Genomic DNA, 15,626 nt, shown 5'->3' with positions numbered 1-15,626 from the left:
CATGCGCCTTTAATTTTGTTTATTCGTGCGTTTTATGTTGAGAATACAGCATTTTAAATAGCGGCAATCCACCACGTCAAAACGGGGTGGATTGCCGCGATGTAAATTCATTCAGATCTCAAATCCAAATGAAATTACCTCAACTACTTTCTATCAGTTCATAAGTTACGGCAATGTTGCAACCACTTTTACAGAAGAATCAACCGCTGATTTTTCAATATAACCGATCAGGTTCGCATCACCGGCAATTGCTTTTTTTACGTCAGCACTGGAACCATACTCTTTCGGTAAAGTGCCTTTGCCTGTGAACACTAATTTAGACCAGATTGCCTTCACCTGAGACGCTTCTTTATCTGCCAGTTTTTTATAAAATTCACCGCGGATTGCGGAACCTTCTGGTTGATCAATCGGTGTCAGTGCGGTGGATTTACCCAGGAAATACTGAGCAGCTTGCTCAGAGGTCATCTGCGGTGCTGCATTCTTCGGATTAACGACAATGACAACTTCCGCCATGGCAGACAACGAGGCGGCTATTAAAGTTAAGCCTAGTACTATCTTTTGAATTGTTCTCATATCGGCTCTCCTTAGAACACAAAATCAACTGCAGCTGCAACAACCGTAACCGGTCCTTTGAACGTCGGCACAGCGCGAATAAATGTGCCACCGTTGTCAGGCGAGAAACGATCTAATTGGACTTTTAATGCAGCGGATTTACTGAAATCCCAACGCACACCGACACTGTTACTAGTTTGGATCGCTCCAGAAGCAGCTAATGAATTTGCGCCGGCCGTCAGTGCTGCCAGTGGACCGGTTGTAGGCAAGCCTGCAACAGATTTTGGACTATCTTGGGTAACAGAGGCATGATTAAAGTAAGGCATAAATTTGCCGACACGATAGCCAAACATGGTGTACCAAGATGTCGATTCAGGTACCGTGAGAGACTCAGATTTACGTTTGCCGTATTCGGATAACACTACAAAATTTTGCCAATCTACGCCCAAGCCAACTGAAGTAAATGAGGCTTTAGTATCTTTAACACGGATACTGTTTGCTGCTGAAGTAAATCCAAATTGTGTCAGGCCACCAACAACCGTGTTCACTATTGATGAGTCTTCAACACTGACTTTGGTATCAACTCTGCCGAAACGGACAGTGAAAGGACCGTTTTCCAATTGCACATTCAGGCCGCTAAGGGATTTGAATTTTGCCGTGTAGAAGCGCCCAGCTGAAGTGTTGTTCGTCTCCGTCTGGCCCAGTGCTAATTGAGCGGTGAGTGTGCTGTCACCAAATGAAGTTTGATAAACAGCATCGACACCGTCAACACTTTCAATTAATACTTGTGAATACATTTCAACAGGTGGACGCAACATATTGTTTGCGTATCCAACATTGCGATAGTCCGAGATCATGTAGACGGGTAGTCCAACGCGGCCAACACGCACACTCAAATTGTCAGAAACTTTAAACTTCGCAAATGCCCATGCCAATTCACCACCGAATTCGTCCGTGACGTTTTTACGAACTAATCCCTGCGCAGTGAACGAAAGCCAATCGTTCATTTTTGCTGTTGCCTGAATACCAAAATTAGAATCTGGGCCAGTTTTTGCTGTAGATTTCACGCCTGCATATTGATTCGGACGAGAAAATTCAGCGTCGTCCGTGTTTGAGCGTGTCAGTGCAGCCGTACCAAAACCACTAATCGTGATTGTCGGGCCATCTGTAGAATCAGCAGCGTAAGCACTTGAAATCGCCAATGGCAATGCAAGTAGAGCCATGTAGGGTGTTAATTTCATTTTCTCTCCTTTTGAGTTTTAAGTTCTAGCCAATTTTTTCCGGAACTACAACGTTCATTGCATGGCAGAAGACCGCATGAAATGAACTAAAAAGCAGAAATGTGAATATTTTATTTGTCACACTTCAGTTAATGCCAAAGATTGCCACAAAGAAATGCTGCAATCCAGCAAAGTTGACATTCGTTATCATTTCAAGCCCAGATTAGACGATTAAAGGTTTTTATCAAGTTAACCTCCCGGTACAGCATTAATACGCAACAGATTTGTGACTTTTGGTGTCTTTTTTAACTGTTCGGTGTAATTTGATTTAGAGTTGGAATTTAAATATTTTCTGTGACTGTGACAAACATCTAGCAGCAAATTGTTACACAAAATCCTTCTTCACTTCATGCAGACAAATAGCTTGTTTTGAAAAGTTTTTTTATCTTCAACAAGCTAAATTAATAAATCTATCCGAGCTTAGTTGCTTTGTTTTATCGCAAATTCTATGATGGTCGTCTGCGCACTGGATATCGGTGCATACCGCCATTGTGAAGCTGCAGCGATCACTTCTTTGTCGAAATATTTAAGTGGCTTCGACTTAATAATATCGACCTGGCTTACTTTGCCATCCACGCCAATACTGATACGTGCGCTGATCAGTCCTTCTGTTACTCCTGCTTGAATTGCCGCCTGCGGAAAACTAGGCTGAACACTTGAAATCAGTTTCAACGCATTCTGAAAATTAAAATCGACTACCCTGGTTTGCGCAGCAGAAAGTGGCGCATAGCGCCACTGTGAAGCTGCAGAGACGACCTCCTTGTCGAACACTTTGGCCGGTTTTGCTTTAATAATTTCTACCTGTGCAACCTTACCGTCCAAACCAATTGTGAGGCGCGCGCTAACACTCCCTTCGGTAATACCCGCTAGTATTGCCGCGGCAGGAAAAGCAGGCTGAACACTTGAAATCAGTTTTGGAACGCTTAATTCAGGAACAGATTGAACCGGTGCGGGAGCGTTCGTTGGTTGTACTGGTGCGGGTTGTGGCGGCTTTATTGGAACTACCGCTGTAGCAACCACTTGAACGTCATTAGACTTATTGTTTGGAAGTACCTGTTGCGCAGCTACGATCGCAGTTTGTTTTGGTTGTTCTTGAGCTGGGCCCAGTTTGGGATCGGGTGATTTTATGTCCGTTTTTGGCTTACTATCTTTTTCCGCGTTTGTCTCTTTAATTTGTTTCTGTTTTGCCTCTTCGGCTAACTGTGCCGGTGTTTTAGTGGACGCCATCTCCATCCATTTAGTCACATCGGCTGTCTCTTCAGTATGACGTATCGCATTTTTAACTATGCCGGTTGGCGCAGACGGCGCTTGAGCAGATGCAGACGTTGCAGCGGAAGCTTGCTCGTTAGCTGGTTTTTTCTGGCATGCCGCGAGCAATGCAATAACGCAAGCTACGCAGACACGAATGCCTACAGAATGTCTCATTACGCGGTCTCCGCTTATCTATTTATTATTTATCTAAACAAATGTCAGGAACTCACTTTTAGGAGATATCTGATTCGTTTGATCAATACTAAAACGAGAAATGATTGTGAGCAAATGAAGTAACTCAAAGACGCAACGCTTAGTTGTTTATACGGTCTATTCTTACATTTTCCAGATACCGGGTTATTGAAAATCAGTAAAAAACCCCTTCTTTTAATGGAAGGGGTTTTTAGATAAATACTAGCGCGTGGATCAGCTATTAGAAATCGGCACTAATCGATATACCCCAGCTACGCTCTGCTTGAAAACTGTATTGATCAAATGCGACGCCTTTGCTATTCGCAGATACCGAGGTTACGTCTTGTTTATTGAACAAATTATTGATACCAACTTGCGTCCTGATATTTTTAACCGTTGATCCCAGTTCTTTCCAGCGATAACCCACTGTCAGATCTGTGGTTGTATAGGCTGCGATTTTATACGCAGCCGGTTCACCGTCTTTACCGTATTGGGATCCGACTGTTTTTGCGATCAGTGATCCATACAAACCGTTGGCTTTGTAAAGGACGCCAAATGCGGAAGTCGACTCTGGCGCTTTCGCGACCTGCAGATTAGTATCTTTGGTTTTTGCGCTGTTAATCGATCCATTCACATGCAAAGAAAAACCACTGCCGACATAGTAAGTCGCCGCCGCTTCCACACCTTTATAAACAACACCACCTTGGTTGTAGTACACCAGATCATTGCCAGTACCCGTGGAAGCAATTTTGTTATTGAAGTCGATGTAGTACACATCCGCATCAAATGTCAGGTTGCTAGACTGATGCACGGTGCCCAACTGGTAATTCGTTGACGTCTGCGGTTTAGGTGTGCTCAGGTTAGGATTGTTCACATAGAACATCGACAAATCAGGCACCAGAAAGCCTTTGGCAACCTGCGCGTATGCCGACCATTCTTTATTGACGCTGTAATTCACGGTCAAGAAAGGGAGAGTGGTTGAGTAGGTCTGATCTGCCTGAGTAGGAATACGCGTTGTCTGATTTACCGGGGCGTCCAAAGAACGCTGGAAATTTACATATTTCACGCCAGGCGTTACCGTCCATTGAGGCGCGACTGCCCATTCAAATTCAATAAAAGGCTGGTACTGCTTCCATGAAGAACGCTGATCGTAGGAAATCGTTTTTGGTGCTGTTGATTCCTTTGGATTAGGAACGCCTAATGTCCAGTCAAGATCATAGGTATGACGGTCGGTGTTTGAACTTTCCAGCCATACACCAGCACGCAATAAGCCGGCGTCGAGTCTATTCGTTGCTTTGAAAATATCGCCGTTCACACGATACGAATTCAGCTTGTTGTAACCAGGAACATTCTTATTGCCTGCCGGTCCGGCTTTTGTGCCGTTAGCGGTAGCACCGCTGGCATCCTGTCCAGAGTAAGTATCGTTATTGTAGGCATAGGTGTACAGCACGTTGTCGATGCCCCAACCTGCCAATTTTGTTTGCAGGCGAATATATTCAAAATCCGTCGTCTTGTTGTTGTAGTTATAGCCAAAATAATTCTGGCTCGTTGGATCATTGTTCAAAGCGTAGTTTTTGCCAAATTGCGCAACCTGGCTCAGGGTCGCTGGTCCTTTATCTGGCACATAGCTATGGATTTTGTTATAAGTAGAAAATACCGTAACGACGGTATCGCTACCAAAATTGCGCTGTGCCTTGAACTGATAATTGTCTTCGGTCACGCCACTGTATGACAGATAGCCGTCCGTGCTTAAACGCGAGGCATTGAACATAAAGCTCATGTCACCAAAATTGGCGAGCTGGCCGCTATCAATCTGCGCACCCAGCATCTTGGTATTCCATGAACCAAACGTTGCGTACGGGGTGAAATGGAAATCTGGTGATAATTCTTTAGAAAACAGATTAATAGATCCGCCAAAAGTCGCTTGCCCGAGGTTGCTGGCGTTACCCGGACCACGCTCAATTACCATGCCGCCGATAATCCGTGCCGGGAAATAGGATGTGGAGTGATGTGTAGGATTGTTGGTATCGCCAAAAGGAATACCGTCATACGTCATATTGTATTCGCCGTCCTGAAAGCCACGCAGAGTAACTTTGGTTTCCGCCAGACCAGGACCATTTGCAGAAACGCCGCCGCCAACGCTAGGAGCGATGCGGGCAACCGCATTGAAGTCGGCGAGCGGTGTCACCGCTTGTTCAATGAAGGTGGCGGTGATGATGGACTGCGGCTGCGTCGCTTTTAATGATGCCTGAACCGGTGCACGATTAGCAGCGCTGGAACCGGTGATCACCACTTTATCTTTGATCGCATTAGCATCCAGAGCAGAGCCGGATTCAACTACGGCATCTTGTGCCACTACCACGATTTGCGCCTGGGAATAGGTTTGCGCGGTCATTAAGCTGACGGCGATCAATACGTGTGCCGACATGACGCGACGGGTAAATTGCTGCTTGCGATCCATCATATTGCCTTCCTGATTATTTCTCGGTGGGTAAAAATTCCCCGAGTATAGGAAAGCGCTATGACGTGATGATGAACAAAAAATGACAATTCAATGACACTACAACAAAAAAGCGGAGCACTTGACTCCGCTTTTTTTATCGCCCATTTTTTGACTAACTTGTACTGAACTTATTACTTCAGTTATTGCTGCAGTTATTGTTTAGGTAATTGTTTAGGTTGTTGCGTCATGAGTTTGCATTTTGTTTTGCCATCCGACATCAGGCACGCCGTCATGAGTTTGCCGGTCTTGTCCCAGGACTGCATTTTCCAGCCCTCAGCAATCCGCTCCATAGTCATGAATCCGACTTCATTCGAATTACTGAAATGATCGACCTCAGCAGCAGGAAAAGGTGTCATGCCAGCAGGTATCTGATTTGGCAACGCTTGGTCCAGAGATGACCCTCCGTTACCGGAGACGAATTGTGTCGGATGATCGGATGTAAAACTGATCGCCTCAAACAAATGCACATGGCCAGATAAGGTCGCCTGTACTTTGCTTGGGAACAGTCGTACCGGATGATAGTTTTGCATCAGGCTTTGCAAAGCTGCGTTGCCTGGTTTAAATTCGACGGATTCCCCTTTTTTCCGGTCCGATGCAAAACCGAGTATCGGATGGTGATTGATAAAGAAATTAAAATCCGCCTGCTCAGACAACTGATCCACCGCCTGAAATTGTTGCATATAAATTGTGTAGGCTGGATCGATTTTCGCGATTGCTTTACCCGGAATTTTGGCAGAATCAAACACAATGAGTTGCGCGTTTTGTTCTCCAAATTTACCCAGTGGCACGGCATAAGGCGGACTGTAGTCACCACGCATATCGTCCTGCTCCAGATTGCAATCACGACCCGCTTGTAAAGGACGCGGGTCCATCATGCGCCACCAGCCTTGTCCTGCGCGGATACAGGATTCGTGGTTGCCGCGGACAACAACCCAGGGAGCGACTTTGAGCAAAGGGGCTGCTGGCGTAAAAAAATCCGCCTTCCAGGTATCCCAGCCATAACCCCATGGACTGCCTGCGCATTCAGCATTACCTTCAGGGCAACGGTTCTCACGATAGTGGTAATCACCGACGTGAATCACCAGATCGGGTTTAAATTCTGTCGCCGTTTTGATCACATCATAAAAAGCCCATTTACTCGCATCATTGCATGGCTGAAAATAATTATCGGCTTTCTTCAAGCGACAACCGGTATCGCCGATCACCAGAATTTTTTGCGGTACCTGCTTCGGTAAGGGCAAAGTCTGGCCATTGATACTGGCTACTCTGGTCGCCGGATTGAGAATCGCTTCACAGGTCAACACCGGAAAATCTGATGCTTTGGAGTCCTCGGCACTACTCGCCGTCTTACGTTGTGCGACGCTGCCTGAGGCGGCACGCACGGTCATAGTCTGGGCAACGCCGTCTTGTATCAGAGCCGGGCACATAGTTGCTCCGGTAATACTGCGGGCAATCGCCTGGCCTTGTTCACCCAATACGACCCAGTTAAAGCCTTGTTCCGAAACAAGAGCGCGCTGAAATACTGTCGATGTTTGTGATGATACAGAGGTGACGGAAGTCACCGGTGCCATCGTACTGCAGGCGCTGAATGCACCAATAAGGCCAACGATAATTAATCGCTGAACGCAGTATAACGAGGTAGAAGAAAAACCATGCTTCATGAAATATCCCGGGCTATCAATGACGAAAAATATGTCGCGTATAGCTTAACCGCAATTTGTTTCCGGGGGATGAATCGGGATTGTATATTCTTGTAACCTAGGATTATTGGATTATTGGATTATTGGATTATTGGATTATTGATTAGTCTGTGCGGAGAATGTGATGCGTCAGGAAAGTTTTTTATGACGACGGGTCAATAAAAAAAGGAGGCGTTAGTGACTCCCTTTTTTCATGGTTGAACATTATTGCATGACCCAGGCGAAGGAAATATTGTCCCATTTATTTGGCTTGCTATGGTTGACGAGGGACTTGAAATTACATTCTTTCAAGGCAGTCAGAGAGGCATTGTCCAGGCTGCGATAGCCGCTGGATTTGACCACCTTTGCATCAACCACCTTACCCTCTTCGTTCGTCATGAATTGCAATTTCACCAGGCCTTCTTCACTCAGGCTGATCGATTTATCAGGGTAAGCCGGAATATCGCAGCTCTTTGTTTCAAACGGATTTTTTGCCTCACTGGCAAAAACTTGCGCAGAAACTACAGACATGAACAAAGCAGAGATAGCGCACAAACGACGAGTAGTGATGAACATACATCCTCCGAAAATTTGAGATGAGAGTGACGCAAATGGCGACGCAATAGTAGCCGCAAGATGTTTGATTCGTTCCTGAAAACGCTGCAGGCAGAATCACTATAAAGAGCAATTCATCTCATTAAAAATTGATTATTCGAATAGGAGATATTCCCAAAAACCATAATAGTTGCCTTGCATCAAGGCAGTGCAAGAAGACATATTCGCTTGATATTACTTTTCTCCAGGCCAGTGCAGATATCGTCTGCCCGGCACTATTGATGCGCTTTTTCTATCTGACTTGGTGCAATAAATTTTTTCTGTTTTTTTAAAAAAACCTGGTTTTTTTGTCAGGCGAATAAAGATGCCTCCTCTAACGCTAACAAACGCTGTTTGTTTTGCACGCCTCCGGCATAGCCGGTCAATGCCCCATTACCTGCAATCACGCGATGGCAGGGGATGATGATGGAAATAGGATTACGTCCGTTGGCAGCACCCACCGCGCGTACAGCCGCCGGATGCTGAATCTGTTTCGCCAGTTCGCCATAACTGACGGTGGTGCCGTAAGGTATACGGCGCAAGGCTTGCCAGACCGTTTGCTGAAATGCAGTGCCAGCAGAGTAATCAAGCAGCAGATCAAAGTCTTGGCGTTGCCCGGCAAAGTACTCGGCCAATTGATGTCGTGCCTGCTGCAAGATGGGATGATCAGCTTGCTCATGCCAGCCTTGGGACCCTTTGAAATGTTTATGCTCTTCAAAATAAATGCCCGCTAATCCCTGCTCACTGGCGGCAATTAACAACATGCCGACCGGACTTGGATAATTTATATAAAACATCGTCGTTTCCTTGTTTACTAAATTCAACATATTCTGTGCATGAACGAACCTGCTTATTCCTTATGTATTCCTTATTTACTCCTTACTGAGCGAGTGCCATAACAATAAGGCTGCATAAGCGCGCCAGGGCGACCATGCGGCAGCACGCACCAACAACTGTTTTTCAGTCAGACGGGTATCCGGGGCAATCGCCGCTGCTTTTTGTAAAGCCAGATCACCTGCCGGAAACGCATCGGGATAACGTAGTGCACGTAAAGCGATGTATTGCGCCGTCCATTCACCAATACCGACTATGGTTTTTAGCTCGGTGACGACATCGTCAAAACCTCGTCCTGATTGCCTTTGCAAACCTCCGCTGAGTGCAAAACGGGCGACGTTTTGAACCGTCGCGGCACGGGTTCCGGGAACACCAATTCTGGCGATGTCTTCCACGGGCAATCCGGCAAGCCGCTCCGGGCTGGGGAAATGAAAACCTACTGCAGCAAACGGCGTGCTGACCGGTTCGCCAAATCGTTGCACCAGACGCCCCGAAACAGTCGTGGCACCGGCAACGCTAACTTGCTGCCCGAGTACAGCACGGATAGCAAGTTCAAATACATTAAAAGCGCCAGGCACTCGCAAACCCGGCGTCCGCGCTAGTTGTACCGCCAATAAAGGTTCGGTCGCCAGATGCGCTTGAATCACGACAGGATTGGCCTCCAGATCGCATAATTGTCTGACCTTGGCAATCAGCGGCATCAGCACGGTGGACAAACCAGGTGCCACTTGCAACGCGATCTGCTGCTTGTCAGGCAGATGGCTGATTTGTAACCAGCCAGTTTTACCTTCGAGCTGGACGCTGCGCACATATGAGGCTTTACCGTCCTGCTCAATCACAGCCTCTAGCCCCGGCATGGCCCGACCGCGCAGATACGCCAACAAGGCATCCCAGGCAAACGGTGGCCGGTAAGCAAGGCGCAATACCAGTCCGTCACTCTCGGCAGCAGCGGCACGGCGTATTGATCCGGGTGCCATTTTGTAACGCTCGGCAAATAAAGCGTTGAAGCGGCGCACACTGCCGAAGCCTGCGGCATACGCGACGTCCGTCATCGGCAGATGGGTTTCCTGCAATAGTTTTTTGGCGAATAACAGGCGCTGTGTCTGCGCTAATTCGACTGGAGTCACTCCAAACTGTTGCTGCAATACGCGTCGTAACTGGCGCGACGATAAACCAACCTGCTCCGCAAGCGCTTCAATTCCGCTTTCATTCAATGCCCCTGCAGCGATACGTTGCCACACGGCATATGCCAGATTTTGCTGAAGTGCATAGGGCGCTAATTCAGGGCGGCACCGCAGGCAGGGACGAAAACCCGCGGCTTCGGCTGCCGCTGCAGAACTGTAAAAGCTGCACGATGATGCGCGCGGCGTTCTGACTGAACAGATAGGGCGACAATATATTCCTGTCGTACTCACACCAGTAAAAAAGACGCCATCGAAACGACTGTCTTTGGCAGACAATGCCCGATAGTAATAATGATCACGCTCAGCGTCATCCTGAAAATATGAGGGGAAAGCGAAAGTATCCATAAGCATCTTTATACGGCATTCTCCTGAGGCGATCTAGCCGTTTTCGGACAGATCAGGCTGACGATGTCCAACTCCTCAGCGCAGTTAAGTATCTGACTGCTTGCGGCAACAAATACTGCACCAAAGCGTCATGGTCAAAGCAGCAGTCCACATAACAATGCGGTTTGCGCTACACTCGATTTCGGGCTTTACTTACTCGTTTTTTGCGAAATCTCTCATGACCTCCTCCGCATCCCCCAATTCCACTGCGCCTGTCAGCGCCCCAGATCTGAAAACCGTGCTGTTGGCGAGTGGTTTTATCCTGACCCTGGCAATGGGCGTACGACACGGTTTTGGCTTCTGGCTGCAACCTATTTCACAGGCACATGGCTGGACACGCGAAACCTATTCGCTTGCCAACGCGATGCAAAATCTGATGTGGGGCGTCTTTGGTCCGTTCGCCGGAATGGTGATCGATAAATTTGGTACGGCACGGGTGATTGTGGTTGGCGCGTTCTTATATGTCGCGGGATTATTGTGGATGGCGATGGTTGATCAGCCGGGCTTATTCATCATGGGATCCGGTATCCTGATTGGTGCGGCACTGGCATGTACCTCATTCGGTGCAGTCAGTGGCATCATAGGCCGTAGTGCTCCCGAGGCCAAGCGTTCATGGGCGTTTGGCATGTCGTCTGCAGCCAGCTCTTTCGGCCAGTTTGTGATGATGCCGGTCGAACAGCAACTGATCAATCATACGGGCTGGCAAAATGCGTTTTACATCCTGGCCGCTATGCTGCTGGCAGTCATGCTGCCAATGGCCTATAAGCTGCGCGAGCCACCACTGGTGCATGCAAGCGGTCCGCAGCAAAGTATTATGGAAGCGATCCGCGAAGCCTTTGCTTACAAGCCTTTTTTGCTGTTAGTCGCCGGCTATTTTGTATGCGGCTTCCAGTTGGTATTTATCGGCGTACATATGCCCGCCTATTTGAAAGATAAAGGCATCATGGATCCGAATGTGGCGGTGATCGCTCTGGCGCTGATAGGTTTGTTTAATATTTTCGGTTCTTACTATGCGGGCAAACTTGGTGGCATGTTTCCCAAGCGTTATCTGCTGTCATCAATTTATATCAGCCGCAGCGTCGTCATAGGTCTGTTTCTACTAGCGCCGTTATCCGCGTATTCTGTTTATATTTTTGCTGCCGCGATGGGGGTATTCTGGCTGTCAACTGTGCCACTGACTAATGGCGTCATTGCCGGAATTTTTGGCCTCAAATATCTATCGATGCTGTCGGGATTCGTGTTCTTTTCGCATCAGGTGGGCAGCTTCCTCGGTGTTTGGCTAGGCGGTTATATCTATACACGCACGGGTAATTATGATGTGGTCTGGATGGTTGTTCTAGCTCTGGGAGTATTTGCGGCGCTGGTGAATCTGCCTATCAATGAGAAACCCATCACGCGCATGACTGCCGTCGCGGCTTGATATGAAAATACGTCTGACATGGCCGGCCATACTGTGCGCCCTGATATTGGCAGCGGTACTGTTGTTCACGTTCATGGCGTATTTACAGCCTTCATTTATTTTGGATCTCGCCAATCGTTTTGTACTTTGTTGACGTAGTCTATGCAGAACGCGTCTCGTCCCCATAGATAAAATACGTTCTGAATATTCGTGGACTAAGATAGACCGCTTGACTAAGGTAGCTCATGACATTTCCCCAAGCTCGCCCCGTCGTTCAGCAGTTAGGTGCCTCACAAATTCGTGAAGTCGCCAATGCAGGTATCGGCCTCACCGACGTTTTACCGTTCTGGTTCGGCGAGCCGGATCAGGTGACACCGCCCTTCATTCGTGAGGCAGCCAAACAGGCTCTGGATGCAGGCGACACCTTTTATACCCATAACTATGGCATCCCCGCACTACGCACTGCCATTGCAGCTTATCTGTCGGGCCTGCATCAAACAATCGCACACGAGCGCGTCGCGGTGACATCGTCGGGCGTATCCGCCTTGATGCTGGTGGCACAGACCCTGCTAAATCCTGGCGATCGTGTGGTTGCGGTAACGCCATTGTGGCCGAATCTGATCGAGATACCCAAGATATTGGGTGCCGAAGTGGTGAAAGTCGTCTTGGAATTTGGTCATAGCTGGGAACTTGATCTGCAAAAATTACTGGACGCCTTAACACCCGGCACCAAAATGCTGATGGTAAATTCGCCGAATAACCCTTCCGGCTGGGTTATGCCGCGACATCAACAGGAAATCGTACTCGACCATTGCCGCCAGCATGGCATCTGGATTTTGTCTGATGATGTGTATGAAAGACTGGTGTACGCGGAGCAGCCACATCAAGCACACTGCGCTCCGTCTTTCTTGGATATTGCTACGCCGGAGGATCGTCTGGTGTCGACCAATAGTTTTTCTAAAGCCTGGCTGATGACGGGCTGGCGGTTAGGCTGGATCGTCGCTCCGGCAAGCGTAATGGAAGATTTGGGCAAACTAATTGAATTTAATACCTCATGTGCACCCGGCTTCATCCAGAGAGCGGGAATTACCGCGTTGGAACAAGGCGAAGATGTACTGCGGCATACGCTAAGCCGTTACCAGACTGCCAGAGATTTTTTATACCAGAACCTGAACGCCTTGCCGGGTATCACGGCGCCTTTGCCTAAGGGCGCGATGTATTTGTTTTTTCGGGTCGACGGAGAGAAAAATACCTTAAACCTGTGCAAGAACCTGGTCAGAGAAGCAGGACTAGGCTTGGCGCCGGGAAGTGCCTTTGGCCCGGAAGGAGAAGGCTATGTGCGCTGGTGCTTTGCCAGCTCTGTCGACAGTCTGGCCTTGGGCGTCGATCGCCTGAAAAACTATCTGGCAACGCGGTAATTCTGGTTTTTCCTTAGATTGCAGGGTTGAGTAAATTATCGATTTAGATGAATTCTGCAGAAACAGTCTGAACTCAGCGCGGTCCGGCATGTCACAGCATCAGTCGGCATTTTCCATTATGCAGCCTGATGCTATGATGGACTTTCTGTTTTTCCCTACACAACTTAGAAAAGACCACCATGTCCAAACCCCTGTTCATGTTGCTCTGTTCCAGCCTGGCGATCCATACCAGTCTGGCAGCAGATACTCCGCCAGCCAATCCGGCAAAAATCGACGGCGCAATGGTACGCAGCGCCTTCGCTGGTAATCCTTTTTACACAGCCAGCACGCTGGCGTATGAAATGCCGACGTTCGACAAAATTCAGGATGCGCATTATGCGCCGGCATTTGCCGAAGGGATGCGCCAGCATGCCGCGGAGATCAATGCTATCGCTGACAATACTGCCAAGCCGACATTCGAGAACACGATTGTGGCGATGGAGCGTTCCGGTCAATTGTTGGGCAGAGTATCTACCGTATTTTTTAACATGGCGAGTGCCAACACTAATCCTGCGATTGAAGCGCTCTCTCGCGATCTGGCACCTAAGCTGGCAGCGCACCGGGACGCGATCAATCTGAATGCCAAATTATTTGCGCGCGTCAACGAGATCTATAGCCAGCGCAAGCAACTGGCACTGGACGCCGAATCACGCCGTTTGCTGGAGCGTTATTACACCGACTTTGTTCGTGCTGGTGCAAAATTATTTGACGCGGATAAAATCAAACTGAAATCACTGAACGCCGAATTGGCAAGCCTAGGCACGACATTCAGCCAGAACGTATTGAAAGAAACGAATGCGTCTGCCCTGATTGTCGATACAAAAGCAGAACTAAAAGGCTTATCCGACAGCGAGATCGCCAGCACTGCAGAAGCAGCCAAAGCCCGCGGCCTGCCTGGCAAATACCTGATCGCACTCATGAACACCACCGGCCAGCCTTATGAAGCGCGCCTGAGCAACCGTGCACTGCGTCAGCGTCTGCATGAAGCCTCTGTGGAGCGCAGTAATCATGGCGGTGAATTTGATAATCGTGAAGTCGCCATTAATCTGGCCAAACTGCGCGCCGAACGCGCTGTCCTGCTCGGTTATGCCAATCATGCCGCTTATCAGCTAGAAGATGCCACAGCCAAAACAACGGATGCTGTGAATAGGATGCTACGTGAGCTCGCACCGGCAGCAGTCGCTAACGCAAAAAAAGAAGCGACTGAAATGCAGAAGCTCATCGATGCGAAAAAGGGCGGCTTTAAGCTTGCTGCGTGGGACTGGTCGTTCTATAGCGAACAAGTACGCAAAGCCCAATACAGTTTTGATGATAGCCAGCTACGTCCGTATTTTGAACTGGATAATGTGCTGCAAAAAGGCGTGTTCTTTGCCGCGACACAGCTATATGGCATCACCTTCAAAGAGCGCAAAGACTTGCCAGTATATAACCCGACTGTACGCGTCTTTGAGGTGTTTGATGCGGACGGCAAGCCACTGGCTTTATTTCTGGCAGATATGTATGCACGCGACAATAAGCGGGGCGGAGCCTGGATGAATGCCTATGTGCAGCAATCCGGATTGTTTGCGCAACGCCCGGTTGTCGCCAACCATCTGAATATTCCGCAACCACCGGCAGGTCAGCCAACCTTACTAACTTATGATGAAGTCAGGACCGCCTTCCATGAATTTGGCCATGCGTTGCACGGCATGTTCTCGAACGTCCGCTATCCGCGCTTCTCAGGCACCAGCGTGCCTAGGGATTTTGTTGAATACCCCTCGCAAGTCAATGAAATGTGGGCAGTATGGCCAGAGATTTTGAAGAACTATGCGCATCACTATCAGACTGGACAGGAAATGCCGCCAGAGCTGTTAGCCAAGCTGTCGGCAACGGCGAAATTTAATCAGGGCTTCGCCACCACGGAATATCTGGCAGCATCCCTGTTAGATCAGCGCTGGCATCAACTTGCACCGGCGCAAATTCCGGCCGATGCGCTGGCATTTGAGGCAAGTGCATTGAAACAGGCAGGTGTCGATTTTGCACCGGTACCACCACGTTATCGCAGTACCTATTTTTCACATATTTTTGCCGGTGGCTATTCGGCAGGCTATTACGCATATCTATGGAGTGAAGTGCTCGATGCCGACACAGTAGACTGGTTTAAAGAAAACGGTGGGCTAAGTCGCAAAAACGGCGACTGGTTCCGCCAGCAACTGCTGTCGCGGGGTGGCAGCGTAGATGCAATGGAATCGTTCCGCAACTTCCGTGGCCGTGATGCGCAGATCGAACCTTTATTGCTACGCCGCGGTTTAAAAGCAGATACGAATGCAAAATAAAT

11 protein-coding genes are annotated in these 15,626 nt (G+C 48.5%); 3 read left to right on the top strand and 8 right to left on the bottom strand.

The window, feature by feature from the left end:
* Positions 1 to 165: 165 nt before the first annotated feature.
* The 8 genes from ACO0LE_RS03390 to ACO0LE_RS03355 form a co-directional block, all read right to left on the bottom strand.
* On the bottom strand, positions 166 to 573 hold the full coding sequence (locus ACO0LE_RS03390; protein WP_422959007.1) for a hypothetical protein: 408 nt from the start codon (positions 571 to 573) through the stop codon (positions 166 to 168).
* 11 nt (positions 574 to 584) lie between these two features.
* On the bottom strand, positions 585 to 1,793 hold the full coding sequence (locus ACO0LE_RS03385; RefSeq protein WP_422959006.1) for a hypothetical protein: 1,209 nt from the start codon (positions 1,791 to 1,793) through the stop codon (positions 585 to 587).
* Between the two features lie 459 nt (positions 1,794 to 2,252).
* Entirely contained in the window at positions 2,253 to 3,257 is a 1,005-nt protein-coding gene (locus tag ACO0LE_RS03380; RefSeq protein WP_422959005.1) for a TonB family protein, read from the bottom strand.
* Between the two features lie 259 nt (positions 3,258 to 3,516).
* Positions 3,517 to 5,739 carry a TonB-dependent receptor gene (locus ACO0LE_RS03375; RefSeq protein ID WP_422959004.1) on the bottom strand — a complete coding sequence of 741 codons (2,223 nt, stop codon included), beginning with the start codon at positions 5,737 to 5,739 and terminating at the stop codon, positions 3,517 to 3,519.
* Between the two features lie 191 nt (positions 5,740 to 5,930).
* Complete coding sequence (locus ACO0LE_RS03370) at positions 5,931 to 7,439, bottom strand: metallophosphoesterase family protein (RefSeq protein ID WP_422959003.1); 1,509 nt, start codon at positions 7,437 to 7,439, stop codon at positions 5,931 to 5,933.
* Between the two features lie 243 nt (positions 7,440 to 7,682).
* Positions 7,683 to 8,033 carry an energy transducer TonB gene (locus tag ACO0LE_RS03365; protein WP_422959002.1) on the bottom strand — a complete coding sequence of 117 codons (351 nt, stop codon included), beginning with the start codon at positions 8,031 to 8,033 and terminating at the stop codon, positions 7,683 to 7,685.
* 329 nt (positions 8,034 to 8,362) lie between these two features.
* Complete coding sequence (locus tag ACO0LE_RS03360) at positions 8,363 to 8,848, bottom strand: methylated-DNA--[protein]-cysteine S-methyltransferase (protein WP_422959001.1); 486 nt, start codon at positions 8,846 to 8,848, stop codon at positions 8,363 to 8,365.
* Positions 8,849 to 8,923: 75 nt separating this feature from the next.
* The gene (locus tag ACO0LE_RS03355; RefSeq protein ID WP_422959000.1) at positions 8,924 to 10,414 is read right to left on the bottom strand and encodes an AlkA N-terminal domain-containing protein; all 1,491 of its coding nucleotides are present in this window, start codon (positions 10,412 to 10,414) and stop codon (positions 8,924 to 8,926) included.
* A gap of 217 nt (positions 10,415 to 10,631) precedes the next feature.
* On the opposite strand from ACO0LE_RS03355, the gene ACO0LE_RS03350 reads away from it, so the two are divergent.
* The 3 genes from ACO0LE_RS03350 to ACO0LE_RS03340 all read left to right on the top strand — a co-directional run bounded on the left by ACO0LE_RS03350 (position 10,632) and on the right by ACO0LE_RS03340 (position 15,624).
* Entirely contained in the window at positions 10,632 to 11,873 is a 1,242-nt protein-coding gene (locus ACO0LE_RS03350; RefSeq protein ID WP_422958999.1) for an MFS transporter, read from the top strand.
* Between the two features lie 224 nt (positions 11,874 to 12,097).
* Positions 12,098 to 13,270: a pyridoxal phosphate-dependent aminotransferase gene (locus ACO0LE_RS03345; protein ID WP_422958998.1), complete on the top strand. Its 1,173-nt coding sequence runs from the start codon at positions 12,098 to 12,100 to the stop codon at positions 13,268 to 13,270.
* 179 nt (positions 13,271 to 13,449) lie between these two features.
* A complete protein-coding gene (locus ACO0LE_RS03340) occupies positions 13,450 to 15,624 on the top strand; it encodes a M3 family metallopeptidase (protein WP_422958997.1) in 2,175 nt (724 codons plus the stop codon).
* The last annotated feature ends 2 nt before the right edge of the window (positions 15,625 to 15,626 follow it).

This window comes from Undibacterium sp. Xuan67W, from assembly GCF_049340165.1.
GTDB lineage: Bacteria > Pseudomonadota > Gammaproteobacteria > Burkholderiales > Burkholderiaceae_D > Undibacterium.
This window is presented reverse-complemented; position numbering and strand designations above follow the sequence as displayed.